20 protein-coding genes and 1 riboswitch are annotated in these 26,534 nt (G+C 71.2%); of the genes, 14 read left to right on the plus strand and 6 right to left on the minus strand.

From position 1 onward, the window contains the following. Positions 1-304 precede the first annotated feature (304 nt). Both ABZY12_RS21835 and ABZY12_RS21840 read left to right on the plus strand, forming a co-directional pair. On the plus strand, positions 305-1,852 hold the full coding sequence (locus ABZY12_RS21835; RefSeq protein ID WP_356892743.1) for an RNA polymerase sigma factor: 1,548 nt from the start codon (positions 305-307) through the stop codon (positions 1,850-1,852). Between the two features lie 175 nt (positions 1,853-2,027). After that, entirely contained in the window at positions 2,028-2,852 is an 825-nt protein-coding gene (locus ABZY12_RS21840) for a serine protease (protein ID WP_356892745.1), read from the plus strand. Between the two features lie 172 nt (positions 2,853-3,024). Here ABZY12_RS21840 and ABZY12_RS21845 read toward each other — a convergent pair whose 3' ends face one another. Continuing rightward, positions 3,025-3,255, minus strand: a complete 231-nt coding sequence (locus ABZY12_RS21845) for a hypothetical protein (RefSeq protein WP_356892747.1) — start codon at positions 3,253-3,255, stop codon at positions 3,025-3,027. Between the two features lie 432 nt (positions 3,256-3,687). Between ABZY12_RS21845 and ABZY12_RS21850 the strand changes: the two genes are divergently transcribed. The 3 genes from ABZY12_RS21850 to ABZY12_RS21860 all read left to right on the plus strand — a co-directional run bounded on the left by ABZY12_RS21850 (position 3,688) and on the right by ABZY12_RS21860 (position 8,177). Next, positions 3,688-5,805 carry a DNA topoisomerase IV subunit B gene (locus tag ABZY12_RS21850; protein ID WP_356892749.1) on the plus strand — a complete coding sequence of 706 codons (2,118 nt, stop codon included), beginning with the start codon at positions 3,688-3,690 and terminating at the stop codon, positions 5,803-5,805. Between the two features lie 258 nt (positions 5,806-6,063). Next, complete coding sequence (locus tag ABZY12_RS21855) at positions 6,064-6,582, plus strand: DUF485 domain-containing protein (protein ID WP_356892751.1); 519 nt, start codon at positions 6,064-6,066, stop codon at positions 6,580-6,582. After that, positions 6,579-8,177: a cation acetate symporter gene (locus ABZY12_RS21860; protein ID WP_356892753.1), complete on the plus strand. Its 1,599-nt coding sequence runs from the start codon at positions 6,579-6,581 to the stop codon at positions 8,175-8,177. The genes ABZY12_RS21855 and ABZY12_RS21860 overlap by 4 nt, the downstream gene beginning before the upstream one ends. Before the next feature lie 3 nt (positions 8,178-8,180). Here the strand turns inward: ABZY12_RS21860 and ABZY12_RS21865 are convergent, their stop codons facing one another. Next, positions 8,181-8,864: a response regulator gene (locus ABZY12_RS21865; protein ID WP_356892755.1), complete on the minus strand. Its 684-nt coding sequence runs from the start codon at positions 8,862-8,864 to the stop codon at positions 8,181-8,183. Further along, positions 8,861-10,519, minus strand: coding sequence for a sensor histidine kinase (locus ABZY12_RS21870; protein WP_356892757.1), 1,659 nt, complete (start codon positions 10,517-10,519; stop codon positions 8,861-8,863). Before ABZY12_RS21870 ends, ABZY12_RS21865 begins: the two co-directional genes overlap by 4 nt. Before the next feature lie 302 nt (positions 10,520-10,821). Between ABZY12_RS21870 and ABZY12_RS21875 the strand changes: the two genes are divergently transcribed. Continuing rightward, a complete protein-coding gene (locus ABZY12_RS21875; protein ID WP_356892759.1) occupies positions 10,822-11,871 on the plus strand; it encodes a CobW family GTP-binding protein in 1,050 nt (349 codons plus the stop codon). 190 nt (positions 11,872-12,061) lie between these two features. On the opposite strand, the gene ABZY12_RS21880 is transcribed toward ABZY12_RS21875, so the two are convergent. Next, the gene (locus ABZY12_RS21880) at positions 12,062-14,518 is read right to left on the minus strand and encodes a DNA topoisomerase IV subunit A (protein ID WP_356892761.1); all 2,457 of its coding nucleotides are present in this window, start codon (positions 14,516-14,518) and stop codon (positions 12,062-12,064) included. A gap of 236 nt (positions 14,519-14,754) precedes the next feature. Here ABZY12_RS21880 and ABZY12_RS21885 point away from each other — a divergent pair, with 236 nt between their 5' ends. From ABZY12_RS21885 to ABZY12_RS21900, 4 genes are all read left to right on the plus strand, one after another. Then, positions 14,755-16,101, plus strand: coding sequence for a pitrilysin family protein (locus ABZY12_RS21885; RefSeq protein ID WP_356892763.1), 1,347 nt, complete (start codon positions 14,755-14,757; stop codon positions 16,099-16,101). Continuing rightward, a complete protein-coding gene (locus tag ABZY12_RS21890) occupies positions 16,098-17,495 on the plus strand; it encodes a pitrilysin family protein (RefSeq protein ID WP_356892765.1) in 1,398 nt (465 codons plus the stop codon). The genes ABZY12_RS21885 and ABZY12_RS21890 overlap by 4 nt, the downstream gene beginning before the upstream one ends. Positions 17,496-17,707: 212 nt before the next feature. Further along, positions 17,708-17,874: riboswitch (cyclic di-AMP (ydaO/yuaA leader) on the plus strand. A 12-nt stretch (positions 17,875-17,886) separates the two neighbouring features. Next, positions 17,887-18,669 carry a M23 family metallopeptidase gene (locus tag ABZY12_RS21895; RefSeq protein WP_356892767.1) on the plus strand — a complete coding sequence of 261 codons (783 nt, stop codon included), beginning with the start codon at positions 17,887-17,889 and terminating at the stop codon, positions 18,667-18,669. Positions 18,670-18,886: 217 nt separating this feature from the next. Beyond that, positions 18,887-19,570, plus strand: a complete 684-nt coding sequence (locus tag ABZY12_RS21900; protein WP_356892769.1) for a GntR family transcriptional regulator — start codon at positions 18,887-18,889, stop codon at positions 19,568-19,570. A gap of 187 nt (positions 19,571-19,757) precedes the next feature. Here ABZY12_RS21900 and ABZY12_RS21905 read toward each other — a convergent pair whose 3' ends face one another. Then, positions 19,758-20,039 (minus strand): HPr family phosphocarrier protein, encoded by a 282-nt coding sequence (locus tag ABZY12_RS21905; RefSeq protein ID WP_356892771.1) that lies wholly within the window; start codon positions 20,037-20,039, stop codon positions 19,758-19,760. A 186-nt stretch (positions 20,040-20,225) separates the two neighbouring features. Here ABZY12_RS21905 and ABZY12_RS21910 point away from each other — a divergent pair, with 186 nt between their 5' ends. From ABZY12_RS21910 to ABZY12_RS21925, 4 genes are all read left to right on the plus strand, one after another. Further along, on the plus strand, positions 20,226-23,393 hold the full coding sequence (locus ABZY12_RS21910; RefSeq protein ID WP_356892773.1) for a GNAT family N-acetyltransferase: 3,168 nt from the start codon (positions 20,226-20,228) through the stop codon (positions 23,391-23,393). 65 nt (positions 23,394-23,458) lie between these two features. Next, positions 23,459-24,043 (plus strand): DUF5998 family protein, encoded by a 585-nt coding sequence (locus ABZY12_RS21915; protein ID WP_158991310.1) that lies wholly within the window; start codon positions 23,459-23,461, stop codon positions 24,041-24,043. Further along, the gene (locus ABZY12_RS21920; protein WP_356892776.1) at positions 24,043-25,290 is read left to right on the plus strand and encodes a nucleotide pyrophosphatase/phosphodiesterase family protein; all 1,248 of its coding nucleotides are present in this window, start codon (positions 24,043-24,045) and stop codon (positions 25,288-25,290) included. Before ABZY12_RS21915 ends, ABZY12_RS21920 begins: the two co-directional genes overlap by 1 nt. Before the next feature lie 59 nt (positions 25,291-25,349). Beyond that, complete coding sequence (locus ABZY12_RS21925) at positions 25,350-26,000, plus strand: thymidine kinase (protein WP_356892778.1); 651 nt, start codon at positions 25,350-25,352, stop codon at positions 25,998-26,000. An 86-nt stretch (positions 26,001-26,086) separates the two neighbouring features. On the opposite strand, the gene ABZY12_RS21930 is transcribed toward ABZY12_RS21925, so the two are convergent. Beyond that, positions 26,087-26,488: a DUF5997 family protein gene (locus ABZY12_RS21930; RefSeq protein WP_356892780.1), complete on the minus strand. Its 402-nt coding sequence runs from the start codon at positions 26,486-26,488 to the stop codon at positions 26,087-26,089. Positions 26,489-26,534: the final 46 nt, after the last annotated feature.

Raw genomic sequence — 26,534 nt, forward strand, 5'->3', positions numbered from 1 at the left:
TCATGGCGGATCCCCGGGGCCGCGGGGGTCGCGACGGCGCGAATGTGCGACGAAACCACCGTTCTGGCCGATTCGTCGCAAATGAGGTGTGACTCGGGCCACGCGGATTGGGCGTAACACTCCTCGAAGCCGTGCGATGACCTAAGAGGTGACAGCCGAGGAAGGAATACAGCCGCCGCGTGAGGCGCTGTGCAGTTCCCCGGTCCAGCCCGCGCCGTCGGCACATTCCCCGTCGACGGTCGTCGGCTCCGGCCCGATCATGGGCGGGGCCGGAAGCCGTTTCCATCGTTCCGAGAGGTTGTTCGTGTCGGCCAGCACATCCCGTACGCTCCCGCCGGAGATCGCCGAGTCCGAGTCTGTGATGGCGCTCATCGAGCGGGGAAAGGCTGATGGGCAGATCGCCGGCGATGACGTGCGTCGGGCCTTCGAGGCTGACCAGATTCCGCCAACCCAGTGGAAGAATGTTCTGCGCAGCCTCAACCAGATCCTCGAGGAAGAGGGTGTGACGCTGATGGTCAGTGCAGCGGAGTCGCCGAAGCGCGCCCGCAAGAGCGTCGCAGCGAAGAGCCCGGCCAAGCGCACCGCCACCAAGACCGTCACCGCCAAGACGACCGTGACGAAGCCCGCCACGGCCGCCGCTGCGGCCCCGGCGGCAGAAGGCGCGGACCCGGCCGACGAGGCCGGCACACCGGCCAAGAAGGCGGCCGCGAAGAAGACCGCCGTGAAGAAGACGGTGGCGAAGAAGACCACCGCCAAGAAGACGGCGGCCAAGAAGACCACCGCCAAGAAGGACGCCGACGAGGTCATCGAGGGCGAGGAGCTCCTCGAGGACGTCGCACCCGGCAAGGGCGAGGACGAAGAGGCCGAGGGCGAGAACAAGGGCTTCGTCCTGTCCGACGAGGACGAGGACGACGCTCCGGCGCAGCAGGTCGCCGTCGCCGGCGCCACCGCCGACCCGGTCAAGGACTACCTCAAGCAGATCGGCAAGGTCCCGCTGCTCAACGCCGAGCAGGAGGTCGAGCTCGCCAAGCGCATCGAGGCCGGTCTGTTCGCCGAGGACAAGCTGGCGAACTCCGACAAGCTGGCGCCCAAGCTCAAGCGCGAGCTGGAGATCATCGCCGAGGACGGCCGCCGCGCCAAGAACCACCTCCTGGAGGCCAACCTCCGACTGGTGGTCTCGCTGGCCAAGCGGTACACCGGCCGCGGCATGCTCTTCCTGGACCTGATCCAGGAGGGCAACCTGGGTCTGATCCGCGCCGTCGAGAAGTTCGACTACACCAAGGGCTACAAGTTCTCCACGTACGCCACCTGGTGGATCCGTCAGGCGATCACCCGCGCCATGGCCGACCAGGCCCGCACCATCCGTATCCCGGTGCACATGGTCGAGGTCATCAACAAGCTCGCGCGTGTGCAGCGCCAGATGCTCCAGGACCTGGGCCGCGAGCCCACCCCGGAGGAGCTGGCCAAGGAGCTCGACATGACCCCGGAGAAGGTCATCGAGGTCCAGAAGTACGGCCGTGAGCCGATCTCCCTCCACACCCCGCTGGGTGAGGACGGCGACAGCGAGTTCGGTGACCTGATCGAGGACTCCGAGGCGGTCGTCCCGGCCGACGCGGTCAGCTTCACGCTCCTCCAGGAGCAGCTGCACTCCGTTCTCGACACGCTCTCCGAGCGTGAGGCCGGCGTGGTCTCCATGCGCTTCGGTCTCACCGACGGCCAGCCGAAGACGCTGGACGAGATCGGCAAGGTCTACGGCGTGACGCGTGAGCGCATCCGCCAGATCGAGTCGAAGACGATGTCGAAGCTGCGCCACCCGTCGCGTTCGCAGGTCCTGCGCGACTACCTCGACTAATCACCGCTTGTCGTCATCGCCTCGCACTCGCGAGGCATGGTGGCGTGCCGCCAAGCGTACGAAGGGTCCGGTTTCCCGAGTAGGGGCCGGGCCCTTCGGCGCGTTCGGGGGTGCGAGGTGGGGACGAGTGGCCGACTCTGGGTGAACGGACATCACCGGAGAGTCAGGAGGCTCTATGCGTCGCCCCATCGCCCTCGCAGCGGCCGCTGCCCTGGGCCTGTTCCCGGCCGCGGCAGGGCCGCTCGCCCTGGCCCCGCCGGCGGCGGCCGACAGCGTCGTCGTCGGCGGGCAACCCGCACGGATCTCGGACGCGCCGTGGGTCGTGGCGCTCTCCAGCCGTGACCGGTTCGGGGGTACGCGCGCCGGACAGTTCTGCGGGGGAGTCGTGGTGGGGCCCACGAAGGTGCTCACGGCGGCCCACTGCGTCGGCAGGGACCTCCTGGGCGCCGAGCCGGGGGAGATCGCCGACCTCAAGGTGATCGCCGGACGCAGCGCCCTGCGGAGCCAGGGCGGACAGGAGATCCGGATCTCCCGAACCTGGGTCGATCCCGGCTACGACCCGGCCACCAATGCCGGTGACCTCGCCGTGCTGACGCTGGCGTCCGCGCTGCCGGCGTCGTACGTGATCGGGACGGCCCGCCCGGGTGACAGGGCCGAGGCCCCGGGGACACAGGCGAAGGTGTACGGCTGGGGCGACGTCAGCGGCAACGGGACCTATGCCTCCGCCCTGCGCTCAGCGCCTGTGGAGGTGCTGCCGGACGGGGCCTGCGAACGGGCCTACCCCGGTGGGGCGGCGTCCGGCGCGGCCTACCGAGGGGATCTGATGCTCTGCGCGGGCGATCCGCGCGGCGGGAGGGACGCCTGTCAGGGCGACAGCGGCGGACCGCTCGTGGCCGACGGGCGGCTCATCGGTCTGGTGTCCTGGGGCAGCGGCTGTGGGCGGGCGGAGTACCCGGGCGTGTACACCCGTGTCTCCACGGTGCTGCCGAGCCGCTCATGACCGGCGGTGGCGATCCGTATGGGAACGGGCGCTGAGCGTGCCATACGGGAACCGGGCCCCGATGGGAGGGCCGGCGGCAGATGAGAACGGGCGGCCACCCCCCTTGCACGCGGGGGTGGCCGCCCGTCGTCCGGTCAGCGACCGGCCCTTGGCTCGTCGGGGATGCGAGGCGTCAGCGGTCCTCGTCTACTGCCTTGGCCGGCACGTCGGTGAGCCGGTCCGTCTCATCCTGTATTTCCGCGGCGATCTTCTTGAGTTCCGGCTCGAACTTACGCCCGTGGTGCGCGCAGAAGAGCAAGTCACCGCCGCTGACCAGGACGACGCGCAGGTACGCCTGGGCGCCGCAGCGGTCGCAGCGGTCAGCGGCCGTCAGGGGGCTCGCGGGGGTCAGAACAGTAGTCACGTCGCCTCTTCTCTAGCTCGACGAGCTGTCGTACCAGGGTCAACATCCAACCAGGCCGAAAACGTTCCCGCTCGTGCCTTTTCCTTGAAACTTTTTCCCAAGGTGGCTGACTGCTGCCGGTTGGCGGCGAATGAGCCGTATTGCGTCGCTCTACGGATTTCGCGTTGCTTGGGTCGGATCGTCCTCCCGGCTGGCTTGCCGGTTGTTCATGAGGACGTGCCCGGAGCCTAAATGGTTCATGCCTGGAAGGGAACGTGATGTTCACGTCACCCCATCGAGGGATCGAACACCCGTGCGGCTCTGGACTAGCATGAGGAATCAGGAGGGTGGCGTGACAACGGCTCTACCAGGCATCGGTACCCTCTGACCGGTGACCGACGCCGGGCCTTACCCCACCGGGCCAGTTTTCAAATTCAGCGAGGAGCGAACCGCGTGACCGCCGAAACGTCCGTGCCGTCCAGTGCGCTGCTGACCGCAGACCGTGACGGTTCCAACTACACCGCGCGGCACCTGCTCGTACTCGAAGGGCTCGAAGCGGTTCGCAAGCGCCCCGGTATGTACATCGGGTCCACCGACAGCCGCGGCCTGATGCACTGCCTCTGGGAGATCATCGACAACTCCGTCGACGAGGCCCTCGGCGGATACTGCGACCACATCGACGTCGTCCTCCACGACGACGGCTCCGTCGAGGTGCGCGACAACGGCCGGGGCATCCCGGTCGACGTCGAGCCCAAGACCGGACTGTCCGGTGTCGAGGTCGTCATGACCAAGCTCCACGCCGGCGGAAAGTTCGGCGGTGGCTCGTACGCGGCCTCCGGCGGTCTCCACGGCGTCGGCGCCTCCGTGGTGAACGCCCTGTCGGCCCGGCTCGACGTCGAGGTCGACCGGAACGGCGCCACGCACGCGATCAGCTTCCGCCGGGGCGTCCCCGGGATCTTCACCGAGCAGGGGCCCGACAGTCCCTTCGACCCGGGCAACGGACTGCTCAAGGGCAAGCGTGTGCCCAAGACCCGCACCGGCACCCGGGTGCGGTACTGGGCCGACCGGCAGATCTTCCTCAAGGACGCCAAGCTCTCCCTGGAGAACCTCCACCAGCGCGCCCGCCAGACGGCCTTCCTCGTACCCGGCCTGACGATCGTCGTCCGCGACGAGCGGGACCTGGAGGGGGTCGGCAAGAGCGAGGAGACCTTCCGCTTCGACGGCGGCATCAGCGAGTTCTGCGAGTTCCTCGCCCAGGACAAGGCCGTCTGCGACGTGCAGCGGCTGAGCGGCCACGGCACCTTCAAGGAGACCGTCCCGGTCCTGGACGACCGCGGGCACATGACCCCGACCGAGGTCACCCGTGAGCTGGGCGTCGACGTGGCCCTGCGCTGGGGCACAGGCTACGACAGCACGGTCAAGTCGTTCGTCAACATCATCGCCACCCCCAAGGGCGGCACCCACGTCTCCGGCTTCGAGCAGGCCATCACCAAGACGGTCAACGAGGTGCTGCGCTCCACCAAGATGCTGCGCGTCGCCGAGGACGACATCGTCAAGGACGACGCCCTGGAGGGGCTCACGGCCGTCGTCACGGTCCGCCTCGCGGAGCCGCAGTTCGAGGGCCAGACCAAGGAGGTGCTCGGCACCTCCGCCGCCCGCCGGATCGTCGCCAACGTGGTCGCGAAGGAGCTGAAGGCCTTCCTGACGTCCACCAAGCGCGACGCCAAGGCCCAGGCCCGGGCGGTCCTGGAGAAGGCCGTGGCGGCCGCCAGGACCCGTATCGCGGCCCGCCAGCACAAGGAGGCGCAGCGCAGGAAGACCGCGTTGGAGACCTCCTCCCTGCCGGCCAAGCTCGCCGACTGCCGCAGCGACGACGTCGAGCGCAGCGAGCTCTTCATCGTCGAGGGTGACTCCGCCCTCGGCACCGCCAAGCTCGCCCGCAACAGCGAGTTCCAGGCGCTGCTGCCGATCCGCGGAAAGATCCTCAACGTCCAGAAGTCCTCCGTCTCGGACATGCTCAAGAACGCCGAGTGCGGCGCGATCATCCAGGTCATAGGAGCCGGCTCGGGCCGCACCTTCGACATCGACGCGGCCCGCTACGGCAAGATCGTGCTCCTCGTCGACGCCGACGTCGACGGCGCGCACATCCGGTGCCTGCTGCTGACGCTCTTCCAGCGCTACATGCGGCCGATGGTCGAGGCCGGACGCGTCTTCGCCGCCGTGCCGCCGCTGCACCGCATCGAACTGGTCCAGCCCAAGAAGGGCCAGGACAAGTACGTCTACACGTATTCGGACAACGAGCTGCGCCAGACCCTGCTGGAGTACCAGCGCAAGGGCGTCCGCTACAAGGACGCCATCCAGCGCTACAAGGGCCTGGGTGAGATGGACGCCGACCAGCTGGCGGAGACCACCATGGACCCGCGCCACCGCACCCTGCGCCGGATCAACATCGGCGACCTGGACTCCTCCGAGCAGGTCTTCGACCTGCTCATGGGCAACGACGTGGCTCCCCGCAAGGAGTTCATCACCAGCTCGGCGGCGACCCTGGACCGCTCGCGCATCGACGCCTGACCTCCCGCTCACGCCCCCGGGCCGTGCCCCTCACGCGAGGGAGCGCCTCCGGGGGCGCCGAGGTGCTTCCGGCGGGGGCTCGGCGGCAGCCGCCGTGCTGCCCCCGGCTCCCGGGCGTGAGCGCGCTCCGATCACGCCGACCGGCGATTCCATCACCTGATGGGGTGAAGTGGGGGAGGAGAAGAGTCCTGGATCTTCCCGCTCTGTCCATCCTTGTGCACGCGGCCGAAACGGTTCGCTGACAAGGAGAGTTCACCGGTGGAGAAGCAGGAAGGGCCGGACGCCCCCGCGGGGCGGACCGGCGGTCCGGCGGTCCGTATCGACGACCCCTGGTACGACGCCCTGGCCTCCGGCTGGGGCGAGCCCGCCGACACGGACGCACCGGCCGGCGAGGAGGCGCGTACGGCCGCGGAGGCGGCCGGGTCCGTACCGCCGCAGCGGCCGGCGCACAGCGAGGCGGACGTCTATCTGGAGGTCCAGCGCAGTCCGGCGTTCCAGGAAGTACGCCGCAGCTACCGGCGGTTCGTGATCCCGGCGGCGCTCGCCTTCCTCCTCTGGTACCTCGCCTATGTCGTGGCGGCGACCGTCGCGCCCGGACTGATGGCCCGGCCCGTCGTCGGAGCGGTCAACGTGGCGATGGTCGCGGGACTCGGTCAGTTCCTCAGCACCTTCCTGCTGACGTGGGCCTACGCCCGCCACGCCCGGCTGCGCAGGGACCGGGCGGCGCTGGAACTGCGGTGGGACACCCAGGAGATGACGCGGGGGGTCCAGCGGTGACCGGCAACCATCAGACAGTGGCGCTGCTGCTGTTCAGCGCCTTCATCGCGGTGACGCTGGCGATCACCACCTGGGTGAGCCGCAACCGGCACGGCTCGCCCGAGGAGTTCTACGCCGGCGGCCGGCTGTTCTCGCCCATGGAGAACGGTTTCGCCATCGCCGGTGACTACATGTCCGCCGCCTCCTTCCTCGGCATCTCCGGACTCATCGCCCTCTTCGGCTACGACGGCATGCTCTACTCCGTCGGCTTCCTGGTCGCCTGGCTGGTCGTCCTGCTCCTGGTCGCCGAACTGGTCCGCAACTGCGGCCGGTTCACCCTCGCCGACGTCGTCGCCGCCCGGATGACCGAGCGCCCGGTCCGGATCGCCGCCGGAACCTCCTCCGTCACCGTATCCGTGCTCTACCTGGTGGCCCAGATGGTCGGCGCGGGCAGCCTCGTCGCCCTCCTCCTCGGCGGTACGAGCGAAGCCGCCCGCTCCTGGACGGTGATCGGCGTCGGCGCCCTGATGGTGATCTACGTATCCCTGGGCGGCATGCGCGCCACCACCTGGATCCAGATCGTCAAGGCCGTGCTGCTCATGGCCGGCACGATCGCCCTCACCGTGCTCGTCCTCCTCCGCTTCCACGGCGACTTCGGCCAGCTGCTCACCGCCGCCGCCGAACGCAGCGGCCACGGCCGGGACTTCCTCGCGCCGGGGCTGCGCTACGGCGGGGACTGGACCGCCCGCCTGGACTTCATCAGCCTCGGCATCGCCCTGGTCCTCGGCACCGCGGGCCTGCCCCACATCCTGGCCCGCTTCTACACCGTGCCCACCGCGCGAGCCGCCCGCCGCTCCGTCGTCTGGGCCATCGGCCTGATCGGCAGCTTCTACCTGATGACGATCGTCCTCGGCTTCGGAGCGGCCGCCATCATCGGCCCCGACGACGTACGCGCCTCCAACGCCGCGGGCAACACCGCCGTACCGCTGCTCGCACTCGACCTCGGCGGGGGAGCGGGCTCCACGGGCGGCACCGTGCTCTTCGCGATCGTCGCCGCCGTCGCCTTCGCGACGATCCTGGCCGTCGTCGCCGGGATCACGCTCGCCTCCTCCGCATCCGTCGCCCACGATCTGTACGCCTCGCTGCGCCGTCGCCACGGACGGACCAGGAAGTACAGCGAGGTGACCGTGGCACGGCTGGCCGCCGCCGGGATCGGTGCGGCGGCGATCGGGCTCGGGCTGCTGGCCCGCGACCTGAACGTGGCGTTCCTGGTCGGCCTCGCCTTCGCCGTCGCCGCCTCCGCCAACCTCCCGGTGCTGCTGTACTCGCTGTTCTGGCGGAACTTCACCACCAGGGGAGCCGTCTGGTCGGTGTACGGAGGGCTGTTGCCGGCGGTCCTGCTCGTCGTCCTCTCACCGGTCGTCTCCGGCAGCCCGGACGCACTCTTCCCAGGCGTCGACTTCCATCTCTTCCCGCTGCAGAACCCGGGAGTGGTCTCCATCCCGCTGGGCTTCCTGGCCGGCTGGATCGGGACCGTCACCTCGCACGAGCCGCCGGACGCGGCGAAGCACGCCGAGACGGAGGTCCGGGCGCTGACCGGCGCGGGGGCCGTGTGAGGTTCAGCCCGCGGAGCCGGCCCACACGTACCGGTGCTCGGGGCGGCCCGTCTCGCCGTACCGCAGGGAGAGCCGCACCCGGCCGGTGCGCTCCAGCAGCTTGAGATAGCGCTGGGCCGTCTGCCGGCTCACCCCCGCCCGCTCGGCGATCTCCTGCGTCGACAGGGCGCCGTCGGCGGCGAGCAGCACCTGGCGCACCAGCTCGGCGGTGGTGGGGGAGTGCCCCTTGGGCAGGACGGGTTCCGCCCCGCTCACCGACAGCGCGCCGAAGATCCGGTCCACCTCGGCCTGTTCCGCCTCGCCACCGCCGTCGAGGGTGCGGCGCAGCGCCGCGTAGGCCTCCAGCTTGGTGCGCAGCCCGGCGAAGGTGAACGGCTTGACCAGGTACTGGAGCGCACCGTGCCGCATCGCCGCCTGGACGGTCGCCACGTCCCGCGCTGCCGTCACCATGATCACGTCGGTATGGTGGCCCAGCCGACGCAGTTCCCGCACGACCGCGAGGCCGTTCTCGTCCGGGAGGTAGTGGTCGAGCAGGATCAGGTCGACCGGCATCTCGGCCAGGCGGGCGAGGGCCTCGGCGGTCGAGTGGGCGGTGGCGACCACCTGAAAGCCGGGCACCTTCGTCACATAGGCGGCGTTGATCCGCGCGACCCGTACGTCGTCGTCGACGACGAGCACGTCGATCATCGCCGGTCACCCGCCGCTGCGGCGCGCTCAGGCTCGGTCAGCGCCTCCGGGAGTACGACGGTGAACTCGGCGCCTCCGTCGGGGCCCTCGCCGACCCGGGCGCTGCCTCCCTGACGCTCGGCGAGCCTGCGGACCAGCGCGAGACCCAGGCCGCGCTTGCCGTGGGACGGCAGCTCCTTCGTGGTCCAGCCCTCCGTGAAGATCAGCTCGCGCCGGTCCTCCGGGACGCCGGGGCCGCTGTCCGCGACGCGCAGGACGACGGTGCGGTCCTCCGTGCCCAGGGCGACCTCGACGCGGGCGCCGGCGGTGCCGGCCGCGGCGTCCAGCGCGTTGTCGACGAGGTTGCCGACGACGGTGACCAGTTCGCGCGGGTCGACCAGACGGTCGGGGAGCAGGGAGTCGTGCGCGATCCGCAGCGAGACGCCCCGCTCGGCGGCGACCGTGGCCTTGCCGACGAGGAGGGCGGCGAGCAGCGGGTCGTGGATCTTCTCCGTGACCTGTTCGGCGGTGGCGCGGTGGACGCCGACGACCTCGGTGACGAACTCGACCGCCTCCTCGTGCATCTCCAGCTCCAGGAGGCCGAGGAGGGTGTGCAGACGGTTGGCGTGTTCGTGATCCTGGGCCCGCAGCGCGTCGATCAGGCCGCGGGTGGCGTCCAGCTCGCGGCCGAGCCGCTCCAGCTCGGTGCGGTCACGCAGGGTGGCGACGGCGCCGCCGTCGTCGGTCGGCATCCGGTTGGCGATCAGTACCCGGTGCCCGCGGACGGTCACCAGGTCCTCGCCGGTGACGCGACCGGCCAGCACATCGGCGGTGCGCCCGGAGCCGAGCGCGTCCTCCAGCGGGCGGCCGGTGGCCTCGGGGCCGATCCCGAGGAGGCGCTGGGCCTCGTCGTTCATCAGCCGTATCCGGCCGGTGCGGTCGAGCGCGACGACACCCTCGCGAATGCCGTGGAGCATCGCCTCGCGCTCGGCGAGCAGCGCGGAGATGTCGGAGAAGGCGAGGTCGTGGGTCTGCCGCTGGAGCCTGCGCGAGATGAGGTACGCGGCGAGGGCTCCGGCCGCCAGGGCGCCGCCGGCGTACGCGAGGAGGCCGGGGATCGCCCCGAGCAGCCGGTCATGGACGCTGTCGTACTCGATGCCGACCGACACGGCGCCGACGATGGTCCCGTCGGCGCCCCTCAGGGGGGCCTTGCCGCGGGCGGAGCGGCCGAGGGTGCCGCTGTCGATCTCCATCACCTCGCGGCCGGCGAGAGCCGAGCTGGGGTCGGTGGAGACGATCCTGCCGATCTGCGCGGGATCGGTGTGCGACCAGCGCACGCCCCGGGTGTCCATGACGACGACGTACTCGGCGCCGGTGGATCGCCGGATCCGCTCGGCCTCCGTCTGCACGGGGCCGGACGCGGAGGGCGCGGAGTCCCGCAGCGCGGCGGCGACCTGTGGGGACGCCGTGGTCTCGGCGATGGCGAGAGCGCGGCGCATGGCCTGGTCGTCGAGCTGGGCGCTGAGCGGTGCGAGGAAGAGGCCGGTGGCGAGCACGGTCACGCCGGTGGCGATGGCCAGCTGCATGAGGAGGACCTGCGAGAAGACCCGCTGCGGCCAGCCGATCCGCCGACGGCGCACGGGGGGCCGCGCGGGGGTGGTCGGTGCGGGGCTCATGCAGGAACGGTACGGGGAGGGGGAGCGCGACCGGAAATCTCGACGGGGGCGGGGCGTACCGGCCGGGGGCGCCGGGCCGCTGGGTGCGGGGCGTGGTCGGGGTGTGGGTGGGGCGTCGTGGTCGGGTCCGGGCCGGTGGGGGTGCGCCCGGCCTTTCGCCGGGCTGGAGGTTCCACGCGCACCGTGCGGGTCGGGTGGCAGAGGTGCCGGTCGCCCTGTGGGCGGTGCCGCACCGGGGGCGGCTGCGGGGCCGGTCCTATTCTGGGGGTTTCGTCAGGGCATCGAGAGATCGGAAGGTTTCCTTGAACACGCAGCAGATCCCCGTCGTCGTTCTCTCCGGGTTTCTGGGGTCGGGCAAGACGACGCTGCTCAATCATCTGCTGCGCAGCGCCCGAGGGACCCGGATCGGGGTCATGGTCAACGACTTCGGGGACATCGGGATCGACGCCATGACCGTCGCCGGGCAGGTCGGCTCCACCGTGTCGCTCGGCAACGGCTGTCTGTGCTGCGCCGTCGACGCGAGCGAGCTGGACGAGTACCTGGAGGTACTCACCCGGCCGTCCGCGCGGCTCGATGTGATCGTCATCGAGGCGAGCGGTCTCGCCGAGCCGCAGGAACTCGTGCGGATGGTGCTCGCCAGCGAGAACGAGCGGATCGTGTACGGCGGGCTCGTGCAGGTCGTCGACGCCGCCGAGTTCTCCGCCACGCGGGCGCGGCACCCCGAGACCGACCGGCATCTCGCCCTGGCCGACCTGGTCGTCGTCAACAAGACCGACCGGGTGGCGGAGCGCGAGCTGGACGCCGTCCACGGCACCGTCGCCGGGCTGGCCGGGCGCGCCGCGGTGATCCGCGCCGCACACGGACGGATCGACCCCGAGGTCCTCTTCGACCGGGTCGTGCCCGAGGGCGAGATCGAGGGACAGATGTCCATCGAGGACCTGCTGTACGCGGACGAGGACCAGGCGGCCCATCCGCACGCCGCCTACGAGACGCTCTCCCTCTCCACCGGGACCGCGCTGCACCCGCGCCGCCTGATGGACTTCCTAGACTCCCGCCCCCACGGCCTCTACCGCATGAAGGGCTTCGTCGACTTCGGCGAGGCCGACCCGGTGAACCGGTACGGCGTCCACGCGGTCGGCCGGTTCCTGCGCTTCTACCCCGAGCCCTGGCCGGAGGCCGGGGAGCGCCTGACCCAGCTCGTCCTCATCGGCTCCGGCATCGACGCCGAGGCGCTGCGCAAGGAGCTCGCCGCCTGTGAGCTGACCGGTCCGCAGGACACCCCGGACGAACACAGCATGTGGGGTGTCCTGCGGTACGTACGACAGACGGAGGAAGAGCCGGAGGCCCTTTAGGGCCTGTCCGCCCTGGTCCGCCGGAGGCCCCCTAGTGACCTGAGTCGGAGATCCATAGGCAGTTCCTGCTGGACACCTAGTGCATCGGCGGCGGCCGATGAGCCTGTGGCCAGCGGCGTTCGTGAGCGCCCTCGGATCTATGCGGATGGACCGCAGCGACGATCTACCGAAGAACCTCCGACTCAGGTCACTAGCTCGCCGGGCCCGCCAGGACCGCGATCGGCTTCGGCAGGGGCGTACCCGAACCGTCCCGGCGAGGGTCGATCTCGGGGAGGTCCACCGGCGTGCCGTTCTGCTGGGCCGCGCGCGCCGGGGCGGCGCCCGCCCAGGCGAGGATGAGCACGTCCTCGCCCTTCAGGAACCGCTGGCAGCGCACACCACCCGTCGCGCGCCCCTTGCGGGGGTACTGGTCGAACGGGGTCAGCTTCGCCGACGTGGCCGCCGAACCGTCCAGCGTGCCCGTCGAGCCCGCGACCGTGAACACCACCGCGTCCGCGGCCGGGTCCACCGCCGTGAACGAGATCACCTCGGCGCCGGCCGCGAGCTTGACGCCCGCCATGCCGCCCGCCGGGCGCCCCTGGGGACGTACCTGCGAGGCCTGGTAGCGCAGCAGCTGGGCGTCGGAGGTGATGAAGACCAGGTCCTCCTCGCCCGTCCGCAGCTCGGTCGCGCCGACGATCCGGTCACCCTCCTTGAGGGTGATGACCTCCAGCTCTTCCTTGTTCGCCGGATAGTCCGGCACCACGCGCTTCACCACGCCCTGGAGCGTGCCGATCGCCAGACCCGGCGAGGACTCGTCGAGCGTGGTCAGACAGACCACCGTCTCGTCGTCCCCCAGGGTCAGGAACTCCGCCAGCGGCGCCCCGCCCGCGAGGTTCGGAGCGGCGGCGGTGTCCGGCAGCTGCGGCAGGTCGATCACCGCGAGCCGCAACAGCCGCCCGGCCGACGTCACCACGCCGACGTCACCGCGCTGCGTCGCCGGGACCGCCGAGACGATCACATCGTGCTTGACGCGCCTGCCGTCCTCGGCGGCCGGAAGCTCCGCCGTCGCCGTACGGGCCAGGAGACCGGTCGAGGAGAGCAACACCCGGCACGGGTCGTCCGCGACCTCCAGGGACGCGGCCGCGACCGGCGCGCCCGCCGACTCCAGGAGGACCGTACGCCGGTCGGTGCCGAACTTCTTCGCCACCGCGGCCAGTTCGGAGGAGACCAGCTTGCGCAGCTCGGAGTCGGACTCCAGGATCCCGGTCAGCTCGTCGATCTCGCCGTTGAGCCGGTCCCGCTCGGACTCCAGCTCGATCCGGTCGAACTTCGTGAGCCGGCGCAGCGGGGTGTCCAGGATGTACTGCGTCTGGATCTCGCTCAGCGAGAAGTGCTCGATCAGGCGCTCCTTGGCCTGCGCGGAGTTCTCGCTGGAGCGGATGAGACGGATGACCTCGTCGATGTCGAGGAGCGCGACGAGCAGGCCCTCGACGAGGTGCAGCCGGTCGCGCTTCTTGCTCCGGCGGAACTCGGAGCGGCGGCGCACGACGGTGAAGCGGTGGTCGAGATAGACCTCGAGCAGCTCCTTGAGGCCCAGCGTGAGCGGCTGGCCGTCGACCAGGGCCACGTTGTTGATGCCGAAGGACTCCTCCATCGGCGTCAGCTTGTAGAGCTGCTCCAGGACCGCCTCGGGCACGAAGCCGTTCTTGACCTCGATGACCAGGCGCAGGCCGTGGCTGCGGTCGGTGAGGTCCTTGACGTCGGCGATGCCCTGGAGCTTCTTGGAGCCGACCAGATCCTTGATCTTGGAGATGACCTTCTCCGGGCCGACCGTGAAGGGCAGTTCGGTGACGACGATGCCCTTGCGGCGGGCCGTCACGTTCTCCACCGTCGCCGTGGCGCGGATCTTGAACGTGCCGCGGCCGTTCTCGTACGCGTCCTTGATGCCGGACAGGCCGACGATCCGGCCGCCGGTCGGCAGGTCGGGGCCGGGCACGAACCGCATCAGCGCGTCGAGGTCGGCGTTCGGGTGCCGGATGAGGTGCCGGGCGGCCGCGATCACCTCGCCCAGGTTGTGCGGCGGCATGTTGGTCGCCATGCCGACCGCGATGCCGGAGGCTCCGTTGACCAGCAGATTGGGGTACGCCGCCGGCAGCGCGACCGGCTCCCGCTCCTGGCCGTCGTAGTTCGGCGAGAAGTCGACCGTGTCCTCGTCGATGGACTCGGTCATCAGCAGCGCGGCCGAGGCCATCCGGGACTCGGTGTACCGCATGGCGGCCGGCGGGTCGTCGTTGCCGAGGGAGCCGAAGTTGCCGTGGCCGTCGACGAGCGGGACCCGCATCGAGAACGGCTGCGCCATCCGCACCATCGCGTCGTAGATCGACGCGTCGCCGTGCGGGTGCAGCTTGCCCATGACCTCGCCGACGACACGGGCGCACTTCACATAGCCGCGGTCGGGACGCAGCCCCATCTCGTTCATCTGGTAGACGATGCGGCGCTGCACCGGCTTCATGCCGTCGCGGGCGTCCGGCAGCGCGCGGGAGTAGATCACCGAGTACGCGTACTCGAGGAAGGAGCCCTGCATCTCGTCGACGACGTCGATGTCGAGGATTCGCTCCTCGAACGCGTCGTCCGGCGGCGGTGTCTTCGTGCTGCGGCGGGCCATCGCGGCTGCGGCTCCTTCACCAACAAGGTTGATCTGACGCGGACCATTGTGGACCGTCCCACCGACAACGCCGACCGCGACCCGGGCTCGGCCCTCCCGGCGGGCCCGTCGTCGGCCGTACGCGACCCGTCGCGACCCGGAAGAGGGAAGCGGCGAACCTGCGGGAACTTCGCCAGGTGTCGGTGCGCTTGCATACAGTGGCAGGACTTTTCCATATCGCGATCGAAGGGACGTACATGCCCATGGGTCACACGGCCACGGCCGAGGCCGGCTCCGGCGGCCTGACAGCGACCGAGCACCGGCTGGCCAACGGCCTGCGCGTGGTGCTCTCCGAGGACCACCTGACCCCGGTCGCCGCGGTCTGCCTCTGGTACGACGTCGGCTCGCGCCACGAGGTGGCGGGCCGCACCGGTCTCGCCCACCTCTTCGAGCACCTGATGTTCCAGGGCTCGAAGCAGGTCCACGGAAACGGTCACTTCGAGCTGGTCCAGGGCGCGGGCGGCTCGCTCAACGGCACGACGAGCTTCGAGCGCACCAACTACTTCGAGACGATGCCGACGCACCAGCTGGAGCTCGCGCTCTGGCTGGAGGCGGACCGGATGGGCTCGCTGCTGGCCGCTCTGGACGACGAGTCCATGGAGAACCAGCGCGACGTCGTCAAGAACGAGCGCCGCCAGCGGTACGACAACGTGCCCTACGGCACGGCCTTCGAGAAGCTGACCGCCCTCGCGTACCCGGAGGGCCACCCGTACCACCACACGCCGATCGGCTCCATGGCCGACCTGGACGCGGCCACCCTGGAGGACGCGCGGAGCTTCTTCCGTACGTACTACGCGCCGAACAACGCGGTGCTGTCGGTCGTCGGCGACATCGACCCGGAGCAGACGCTCGCCTGGATCGAGAAGTACTTCGGCTCCATCCCGTCCCACGACGGCAAGCGGCCCCCGCGCGACGGCACCCTGCCCGACACCATCGGCGAGCAGCTGCGCGAGGTCGTCGAGGAGGAGGTCCCGGCCCGCGCGCTGATGGCCGCCTACCGCCTCCCGCACGACGGCACGCGCGAGTGCGACGCCGCCGACCTGGCCCTGACCGTCCTCGGCGGCGGAGAGTCCTCCCGGCTCCACAACCGTCTGGTCCGCCGTGACCGCACGGCCGTCGCGGCCGGCTTCGGCCTGCTGCGCCTGGCCGGCGCGCCCTCGCTGGGCTGGCTGGACGTGAAGACGTCGGGCGGCGTCGAGGTCCCAGAGATCGAGTCCGCCGTCGACGAGGAGCTGGCCCGCTTCGCCGCCGAGGGTCCGACGCCCGAGGAGATGGAGCGCGCCCAGGCCCAGTTGGAGCGCGAGTGGCTGGACCGGCTCGGCACGGTCGCCGGCCGCGCCGACGAACTGTGCCGGTACGCGGTGCTGTTCGGCGACCCGCAGCTCGCCCTGACGGCCGTTAACCGGGTCCTGGACGTCACCGCCGACGAGGTGCGCGAGGTCGCCGCGGCCAGGCTGCGTCCCGACAACCGCGCGGTGCTCGTCTACGAACCGGTCACCGCCGAGCAGAGCGAGAGCGACGAGGAAGAGGGAGCGGACCAGTGAGCGACGCTGCCGCGTCTTTGACGAGCATGGAGTTCCACCCGCAGCCGAAGCCGGGCACCGCCCGCCCCTGGGCATTCCCGGCCCCCGAGCGCGGCGCGCTGGACAACGGCCTGACGGTGCTGCGCTGTCACCGCCCCGGCCAGCAGGTGGTGGCCGTCGAGATCTTCCTCGACGCGCCCCTGGACGCCGAGCCGGAGGGTCTCGACGGAGTCGCGACGATCATGGCCCGGGCCTTCTCCGAGGGGACGGACAAGCACTCGGCGGAGGAGTTCGCCGCGGAGCTGGAGCGCTGCGGCGCCACGCTCGACGCGCACGCCGACCACCCGGGCGTACGGATCTCCCTGGAGGTTCCGGTCTCCCGGCTGCCCAAGGCGCTCGGTCTGCTCTCCGAGGCCCTGATCGCCCCGGCCTTCGTCGACACCGAGATCGAGCGGCTGGTACGCAACCGGCTCGACGAGATCCCGCACGAGACGGCGAACCCCGCCCGCAGGGCGGCCAAGCAGCTCTCCAAGGAGCTCTTCCCGGCCGGCTCGCGCATGTCCCGGCCGCGCCAGGGCACCGAGGAGACGGTCGCCGCGATCGACGCCGCGGCCGTCCGCGCCTTCTGCGAGGCGCACGTGCGGCCCGCCACGGCCACCGCCGTGGTCGTCGGCGATCTGACCGACGTCGACCTGGACAAGGTCCTCGCCGAGACCCTCGGCGCCTGGACGGGCGACACGACCGAGCCGCGTCGCATGCCGCCGATCACGGCCGACGACACCGGCCGCGTGGTCATCGTGGACCGTCCCGGCGCGGTCCAGACCCAGTTGCTGATCGGCCGCGTCGGCGCCGACCGGCACGACCGGGTCTGGCCGGCCCAGGTCCTCGGCACGTACTGCCTCGGTGGCACCCTCACCTCCCGCCTGGACCGTGTCCTGCGCGAGGAGAAGGGCTACACCTACGGCGTGCGGGCCTTCGGCCAGGTGCTCCGCTCCGACGGCGAGGGCAACGGCGCCGCGATGCTCGCCATCAGCGGTTCCGTCGACACCCCCAACACCGGCCCGGCGCTTGACGACCTGTGGAAGGTGTTGCGCACGCTCGCCGCCGAGGGGCTGACGGACGCGGAGCGCGACGTCGCGGTGCAGAACCTCGTGGGCGTGGCGCCGCTGAAGTACGAGACGGCCGCCTCTGTCGCCGGGACGCTCGCCGACCAGGTCGAGCAGCACCTTCCGGATGATTTCCAGGCGCAGTTGTACGCGCGTCTGGCCGAGACCGGCACGGTGGAGGCGACGGCGGCCGTCGTCAACGCCTTCCCGGTGGACCGTCTGGTCACCGTGCTCGTGGGTGACGCGGCGCAGATCGAGGAGCCCGTGCGCGCGCTCGGCATCGGCGAAGTGACCGTCGTCACCGGCTGATCGAGGAGCTCCAGCGCCACTTCGAGGACCCCGACGTCACCCTACGTCGGGGTCCTCGCCTTTGTTGGGTCTTTGTCCGTATTGCGGGAGAGGGTGCCCGTCTGCCCTGTGGCATGTCTTACAAAAGGACGTGTCTGTTTGCTGATTGAAAGACAGTCCGCTTAGCGTCGGTCCGGCTGTTCGTCAGTTGCACCCGCCGCGACCGCGGCACCGGACAGTCATCGCCGAGTCCCCGTCAGGCGCGAGCCTGGGGAGCCGGGGACCCACACGAAGTCCCTGGGGTGAATCGGACGCCTTCGCCTGAGCGCGGAGGGGCCCGTAGGAGACCTTCCTGCTCCGAACCCGTCAGCTAACCCGGTAGGCGAGAAGGAAGGAAAGGATCAGCCACTTCATGGCGTTCACCCGTGCCACCGGGAAGCATCGTGGTCCGAGCCGTATGGCGCGCCGCAGCGCGGGCATCGCCGGCGTCGCCGCCCTCGCCACCACCGGCGTCATCGGAACCCTCGCCTCCCCGGCGCTCGCCGCCGACACGGACACCCGCTCGCTCGAGGACACCGGCCTGAACCAGGCCGTCGTCTCCGAGTCCCTGGCGGACCAGATCGACGTCCAGGCCGCCGTCCAGGAGCGGGAGGCCGTCGAGGCCCTCGCCAAGGCGAAGGCCGAGGCCCGTGCCAAGGCCGAGGCGAAGCGCAAGGCCGAGGCCCGCGCCAAGGAGATCCGCGAGGCCAAGGAGCGCGCCGCCCGTGAGGCCGAGCGCAAGCGCCTGAACTCCTTCCAGCTCCCCATCGCCGGTTCGTACGTCACCACCGGCTACAAGACCGGCGGCTCCCTCTGGTCCTCCGGCAGCCACTCCGGCGTCGACTTCCACGCCGCCTACGGCAGCAAGGTCGTCTCGGTGGGCTCGGGCACCGTCGTGGAGGCCGGCTGGGGCGGCGCGTACGGCAACAACGTCGTCATCCGGATGAGCGACGGCACGTACACCCAGTACGGGCACCTCTCGGCCATCAGTGTCTCGGTCGGCCAGACCGTCACCCCGGGCGAGCGGATCGGCATCTCCGGTTCGACCGGCAACTCCACCGGCCCGCACCTGCACTTCGAGGCCCGCACCAGCGCCGAGTACGGCTCCGACATCAACCCGGTCGCGTACCTGCGCGCCCGTGGCGTGAACGTCTGACCCGACCGCGCCCCTCCGCGTCAGAAAAGCCCCGGCTCGTACTGAGCCGGGGCTTTTCTCGGCCAAAAGATATCCATGGATTCCCGGTAGCCATCGGAATTGCCGCCCCGCTGCAATAGAGTCACCGGACAGTCGTCCGTCATCGAAGAGTCGGCGAGGAACCGGCGGACGGACGTCAATAGGATGGGTTTCGCGCGGATTGAGGCGGAGGTCGAACATGCGCATCCCCGCGCACTCGGTATGCACGGCGATCCGGGACGACATCGTCTCCGGGGTCTTCGAGCGCGGCAGCCGGCTGACCGAGGAGCAGCTCGCCCGCCGCTATGGAGTCTCCCGCGTCCCGGTCCGCGAGGCGCTGCGAACCCTGGAATCGGAGGGGTTCGTGATCACCCGCCGGCACGCGGGGGCCCATGTCGCCGAGCCCACCGAGCAGGAGGCGGCCGACCTGCTGGACGTGCGGTCGCTGCTGGAGCCGCTGGGTGCCGCCCGCGCCGCCCAGCGCCGCACCGAAGCCCATCTCAAGGTGCTGCGCGGCCTGGTCAGGCTCGGCCAGGAGCGGGCCAGGCGCGGCCAGGGCGACGATCTGCGCTCGCTCGGCGGCTGGTTCCACGAGACTCTGGCGCAGGCGTCCGGCAGCCCGGCGCTCACGGCGCTGCTCACCCAGCTCCGGCACAAGATCGCCTGGATGTACGTGGTCGAGCCGGCCGGCCGGCCCGTGGAGGCATGGGCCGAGCACGGGGCGATCGTCGACGCCGTGGCGCGCGGCGACGCCGAGCGGGCCCGTGCGCTCACCGCCCTGCACGCCGAGCGGTCGCTGGTCCTGCACCGGCTGAAGAGCTCCGGGCGAGGGCGTGTGAGGGCTTCGCAACATGTCGTAAACACCGCGAGCGTCCGGAATTAACGACGGGGCCGTATACAAAGAGATGGAATTCTCCGGCTGTATTCGTGCTGCCCGAAATAAGGCCGACGGGAATGGCGTCGCCCGGAATTGTGCTTCCCTTTATTCCGGTCCGGAGTGACCACACGGAAAACGAAGGAGCCGCGCCCGCCGTGATCGACGGCGGGCGCGGCCCCTTCGTGAAGTGTCGTCAGACGGTCTCGGGAAGCTCCTCGAGGCCCTCGGCAACCAGCTTGGCGAGACGGTCCAGAGCGGCCTCGGCGCCCTCGGCGTCCGAAGCGAGCACGATCTCCTCGCCGCCCTGCGCGCCCAGACCGAGCACCGCGAGCATCGACGCGGCGTTCACCGGGTTGCCGTCGGCCTTGGCGATCGTCACGGGGACGCCGGAGGCCGTGGCGGCACGGACGAAGATGGAGGCGGGGCGGGCGTGCAGGCCCTCGGCCCAGCCGACGTTGACGCGGCGCTCAGCCATGGTGTTGCCCTTCAAGTCTTAGCGGGTTGTCTAGACCAGTCTCTCACACGGGTCGCGACATGCTCGTACCGACCTCCGGCCCGGACACGACGGCCCTTCGGCCTTCCTACCTTGCCCATACCCCGCACGGCACGCATGCCGTGCGCGACCGGTGCCGGTGTCGTACCCCGGCCGTAGGCTTGGCCCATGCAGAGCGCGTCGGAACAGGAACAGCCTGAACACGCATACCCCGACCACTGGGAAGCGGACGTCGTCCTCCGTGACGGCGGGACCGCGCGCATCAGGCCCATCACCGTCGACGACGCCGACCGGCTGGTCAGTTTCTACGAACAGGTCTCGGACGAGTCGAAGTACTACCGCTTCTTCGCGCCGTACCCGCGCCTCTCCGCCAAGGACGTCCACCGCTTCACCCATCACGACTTCGTGGACCGGGTGGGGCTCGCGGCGACCGTCGGCGGGGAGTTCATCGCCACCGTGCGCTACGACCGCATCAACGCCCAGGGGCTCCCCGCGAGCGCCCCGGCCGACGAGGCGGAGGTCGCGTTCCTGGTCCAGGACGCACACCAGGGCAGGGGCGTCGCCTCCGCGCTCCTCGAACACATCGCCGCGGTGGCGAGGGAGCGGGACATCAGGCGCTTCGCGGCGGAGGTGCTGCCCGCGAACACCAAGATGATCAAGGTCTTCACGGACGCCGGGTACACCCAGAAGCGCAGCTTCGAGGACGGTTCGGTACGGCTCCATCTCGACCTCGAGCCCACCGACCGCTCGCTCGCCGTCCAGCGCGCGCGGGAACAGCGCGCCGAAGCCCGCTCCGTGCAGCGCCTGCTCGCCCCCCGCTCGGTCGCCGTCGTCGGAGCCGGGCGCACCCCGGGGGGCGTCGGCCGGACCGTGCTGCGCAACCTCCTGGAGGGGGGGTACACCGGACGTACGTACGCGGTGAACCGGGCCCTCGGCGAGGGGACGGTCTCGCTCGACGGGGTGCCGGCCTTCCGCTCCGTCGCGGACATCGGCGAGCCGGTGGACCTGGCGGTCCTGACCGTCCCCGCCGAGCGGGTGCCGGAGGCGGTCGCCGACTGCGGCGAGCACGGCGTGCGGGGCCTGGTCGTCCTCTCCGCCGGCTACGCCGAGAGCGGGCCGCAGGGACGGGAACGACAGCGCGAACTGGTGCGGCAGGCCCGCTCGTACGGCATGCGGATCATCGGGCCCAACGCGTTCGGGATCATCAACACCTCGGCCGGTGTCCGGCTGAACGCCTCACTCGCCCCGCAGATGCCGACGTCCGGGCGGATCGGGCTGTTCACCCAGTCCGGGGCGATCGGCATCGCGCTCCTCGCCGGACTCCACCGGCGGGGCGCCGGACTCTCCTCCTTCATCTCGGCGGGCAACCGCGCCGACGTCTCCGGCAACGACCTCCTGCAGCACTGGTACGACGACCCCGAGACGGACGTCGTCCTGCTCTACCTGGAGTCGATCGGGAACCCCCGCAAATTCACCCGGCTTGCGCGGCGGACGGCGGCGGTCAAGCCGGTCGTGGTGGTCAAGGGGGCCCGCCACAGCGGGAGCGCGCCCCCCGGACACCGGGTTCCCGTCACCCGTATCCCGCACGCCACGGTCTCCGCGCTGCTCCGGCAGGCCGGAGTCATCCGGGTCGACACGGTCACCGAACTGGTCGACGCGGGCCTGCTCCTCGCCGGCCAGCCGCTGCCGGCCGGGCCGCGGGTGGCGATCCTCGGCAACTCCGAGTCGCTCGGGCTGCTGACCTACGACGCCTGCCTGACGGAAGGGCTGCGTCCGCTGCGTCCGCTCGACCTCACCACGGCGGCGAGCCCGGCGGACTTTCGCGAGGCGCTGGCGGCGGCGCTCGCGGACGAGACCAGTGACGCGGTCGTCGTGACGGCGATCCCCTGGGTCGGCGAGAACGGCGCCGTCGAATCCGGCGACGGCGAGGTCCTCGCTGCCCACCTCCGCGAGGCCGTCGCCTCCGCCCCGGCCCCGGCCAAGCCGGTGGTCGTGGTCCACGTCGAGATGGGCGGCCTGGCGGAAGCCCTCTCGGCGGCGACGAGCACGCGCCCGTCACCGGCACCCTGGACGGCACCCGCCCCGCCGGGCACCTCGGCGCCCTCGACGACGCCCAGCCCCGGCACCCCACCGGGCCCGGCCCACCCGGCGGCGCTCAGCCCCGGCACCCCACCGGCCCCGGCCCACCCGGCGGCGCTCAGCCCCGGCACTCCACCGGCCCCGGCCCACCCGGCGGCGCTCAGCCCCGGCACTCCACCGGCCCCGGCGGCGCCCGCCGCTGCCGGGGACCCCGTCGGCGGAGGCCCGGTCGTCGGCGGTGCCGCAGGTTCCGGATCGGGCGGCGTCAGGCCCGAGGCGCCCGCCACGGGCGGCCAGGTCGGCGGGCCGCCCCAGGCGACGAAGGGCGCCGAGGACGGCCCTCCCGGTGGGGAGGGACCGGACGGGGCCGCGCCCGCGCCCTGCAGTGGCAACATCCCCGCCTATCCCGCCGCCGAGCGGGCCGTGCGGGCGCTGGCGGAGGCCGTGCGGTACGGGCAGTGGCGGCGGCAGGCCGCCGAGCCGGGGCGGGTACCGGAGTACGAGAACATCGACGAAGCGGGGGCCGCCGAACAGATCGAGCGGCTGCTCGGGGAGGAAGCGGACGCCCACGGCGTGACCCTCGACGCCGACGCCGCAGGCGAACTGCTCGCGCGTTACGGGATCACGGTCCTCCCGATCCTGCCCGCGCCCACCCCCGACGCCGCCGTCGCGGCCGCCGCCCGCCTCGGATATCCCGTGGCCCTGAAGACGACCGCGCCCCATCTGCGCCACCGCCCGGACCTCGGCGGCGTACGCCTCGATCTCGCCACCGAGGGACAACTCCGCACCGCGTACGCCGAGTTGACCGAATCTCTCGGCAAGCCCGAGGAGCTCCACCCGGTCGTCCAGGCGATGGTGCCGCGCGGAGTCGACACCGTCGTGCGGTCCGCCATCGATCCGGCTGTCGGCGCCGTCCTCTCCTTCGGGCTCGCCGGAGCCGCCTCCGAGCTGCTCGGCGACATGTCCCACCGGCTGGTCCCGGCCACCGACCGGGACGCCGCCGAGCTCGTACGGTCGATCCGCACCGCCCCCCTCCTCTTCGGCTGGCGCGGCTCCGACCCCGTCGACACCCCGGCCCTCCAGGAGCTGCTGCTGCGCGTCTCCCGGCTCGTCGACGACCACCCCGAGGTCGTCGCGGTCACCCTGGAGCCCGTGGTCGTGGCCTCGCGCGGCCTCTCCGTCCTCGGCGCCATGGTCCGCCTCGCCCCGCCCCCGCTCCGTACCGACCTCGGCCCGCGCAGCCTGCCGAGCTACTGACCGCGCCGCCCGGGCAGCCCCGGAGCGGCCCGGAGCGCCCCTTCCGACGGATTAGGATGGAGTCCATGGCGAAGACCGGTACGACGACCCAGGGGCTGCGCGCGGCGATCGAGCGCAGCGGCTATTACCCGGCCCTCGTGGCCGAGGCGGTGGAGGCCGCCGTCGGTGGCGAGGCGATCGCGTCGTACCTGGTGCACCAGGAGACCACGTTCGACTCCAACGAGGTCCGCCGCCATGTCACCGTCCTCGTCCTGACGGCCAACCGTTTCATCGTCAGCCACACCGACGAGCAGGCCGCCGACACCAGTTCCCCGACGCCGTACGCCACGACGTCCACCGAGTCGGTCAAGCTCGACCGGATCTCCTCGGTCGTCGTCAGCCGGGTCGTCGCCAACCCGGAGTCGTACACCCCCGGCACGCTGCCCCGCGAGGTCGTCCTCACCATCGGCTGGGGCGCCGTCTCGCGGATCGACCTGGAGCCCGCCGCCTGCGGTGACCCCAACTGCGACGCCGACCACGGCTACACCGGCAACGCCACCGCCGACGACCTCAGCCTGCGCGTGAGCGACGCCGGTGACGGGCCGGACACGGTCCGCCAGACCCTCGCCTTCGCGCAGTCGCTCTCCGAAGCCACCGCGGCGACCCGCTGATGGTCCAGCCCACCACGGCCACCTCCGGCTGGCCGGACGAGCCGGTCCCCACCTCCGTGTCCTCGGCCTGGGGATACCCGCACGTAGCCGCGCTCGCACCCGGCTCCGCGCCCGTCCCCGAGTACGGCTCCGGCTCGCTCGCCGACCTTCTCCCGACCCTCGTCGCCGGGCAGGGCGCGCCCGGCTTCGACGCCCGGATCGCCGAACTCACCCCCGCGGACCGGAACTGCGTCTTCCTGATCGACGGCCTCGGCTGGGAGCAGATCAAGGAGCATCCCGACGAGGCGCCGTATCTCACCTCGCTGCTCGCCACCTCGCGCGGCGGCACCGGACGCCCCCTCACCGCCGGGTTCCCCGCCACCACCGCGGCCTCGCTCGCCTCGGTCGGCACCGGACGGTTCCCCGGTGAGCACGGACTGCCCGGCTACACCGTGCGTGACCCCGACACCGGCGAGCTGATGAACCAGCTCCGCTGGAAGCCGTGGACCCCGCCCCACGTCTGGCAGCCGTACCCCACCGTCTTCCAGCTCGCCCACGAAGCCGGGATCCACACCGCCCAGGTCTCCTCCCCGATCTTCCAGGACACGCCGCTCACCAAGATCGCGCTGAGTGGCGGAACGTTTCACGGCCGGCTCTCCGGCGAGGAACGCATGGACTTCTCCGCCGAGCAGCTCGCCGCCGGCGACCGCTCGCTGGTCTACACGTACTACAGCGAGCTCGACGGCGCCGGACACCGCTTCGGCATCGACTCCGACGCCTGGCGCGGTCAGCTGATGTTCGTCGACCGGCTCGTCCAGCGTCTCGCCGACCAGTTGCCGCCCCGTTCCGCGCTGTACGTCACCGCGGACCACGGCATGGTCGACATCCCCTTCGACGAGCAGTCCCGGATCGACTTCGACGAGGACTGGGAGCTGCGCGCCGGCGTCGCCCTGCTCGGCGGTGAAGGCCGCGCCCGCCATGTCTACGCCGTGCCGGGCGCCGAGAACGACGTTCTGACCTGCTGGCGCGAGGTGCTCGGTGAGCAGTTCTGGGTGGCTGGCCGGGACGAGGCCATCGCGCTCGGCTGGTTCGGCGACTCGGTCGACGAGCGGGTGTACGGCAGGATCGGCGACGTCGTCGCCGCGGCCCGTGACGACGTGATCGTCACCGCCTCCGTCAACGAACCGCACGAGTCGGCGATGGTCGGCGTGCACGGATCCATGACGTCCGCGGAGCAGTTCGTCCCGCTCCTCGAAGTCCGTTCCTGAACCACCGTTCCCGAACCACCGTCCCCCGACCCTCCCGCCCTGAAAGGCCGCAACCTCCCATGCCCGAGCTCGTGTTCTTCTCCGGAACGATGGACTGCGGAAAGAGTACGTTGGCACTCCAGATCGGGCACAACCGGTCGGCGCGCGGGCTCCAGGGCGTGATCTTCACCCGCCAGGACCGGGCCGGTGAGGGCAAGCTGTCCTCCCGCCTCGGTCTCGTCACGGACGCCGTCGAGGTGGCCGACGACATGGATGTGTACGCCTACCTGGTCGCCGAGATGTCCAAGGGCGGCAAGGTGGACTACGTGATCGTCGACGAGGCGCAGTTCCTGGCTCCCGGGCAGATCGACCAGCTCGCCCGGACCGTCGACGACCTCGGTCTGGACGTCTTCGCCTTCGGCATCACCACGGACTTCCGGACGAAGCTGTTCCCGGGCTCCCAGCGGCTGATCGAACTGGCGGACCGGATCGAGCAGCTCCAGGTCGAGGCCCTGTGCTGGTGCGGGGCGCGGGCCACGCACAACGCCCGTACGGTGGGCGGCGAGATGGTCGTGGAGGGCGAGCAGGTCGTCGTCGGCGACGTGAACCGGCCGGCCGAGGAGATCGGCTACGAGGTCCTGTGCCGCCGCCACCACCGTCGCCACATGACGAGCGCCACGGCCCGGGCCGGCGCGTTGTCCCCCGACGTACTGCCGGTGACCTCGGCCTGAGCCGTCCGACGGCCGCACCCCGAACGACGCGTCGGCCCCTCACCCGGGCGGGGTGAGGGGCCGACGCGGTTCCGTGGATCGGGAGGTCAGGAGCGCTGGTCGTCCCGCGTGGCCTGCTCGGCGTGCTTCTCCTTGATCCGCACCGTCTCCTTGCGGACCTCGGCCTGGGTGGCGCGCTCCTTCTGGAGCCACTCGGGGTTCTCCGTCTTCAACGCCTCGATCTGCTCCGTGGTGAGCGGCTCGGTCACTCCGCCCCGGGCGAGGCCCGAGATGGAGACGCCCAGCTTCGCGGCGACCACCGGGCGGGGGTGCGGCCCGTTGCGCCGCAGCTCCCGCAGCCACTCGGGCGGATCGGTCTGCAGCGCACTCAGCTCGGCACGGGAGACGACACCCTCCTGGAACTCGGCGGGGGTGGCCTCGAGGTACACACCCAGCTTCTTCGCCGCCGTGGCGGGCTTCATCGTCTGGGGGCTCTGGTGCGACTTCATGAGGTCAAGGGTATCGAGCATGTGCGCTACCTCCGACCACGACCGG

It is taken from the genome of Streptomyces sp. NPDC006551 (genome assembly GCF_040611675.1).
Classification (GTDB): domain Bacteria; phylum Actinomycetota; class Actinomycetes; order Streptomycetales; family Streptomycetaceae; genus Streptomyces.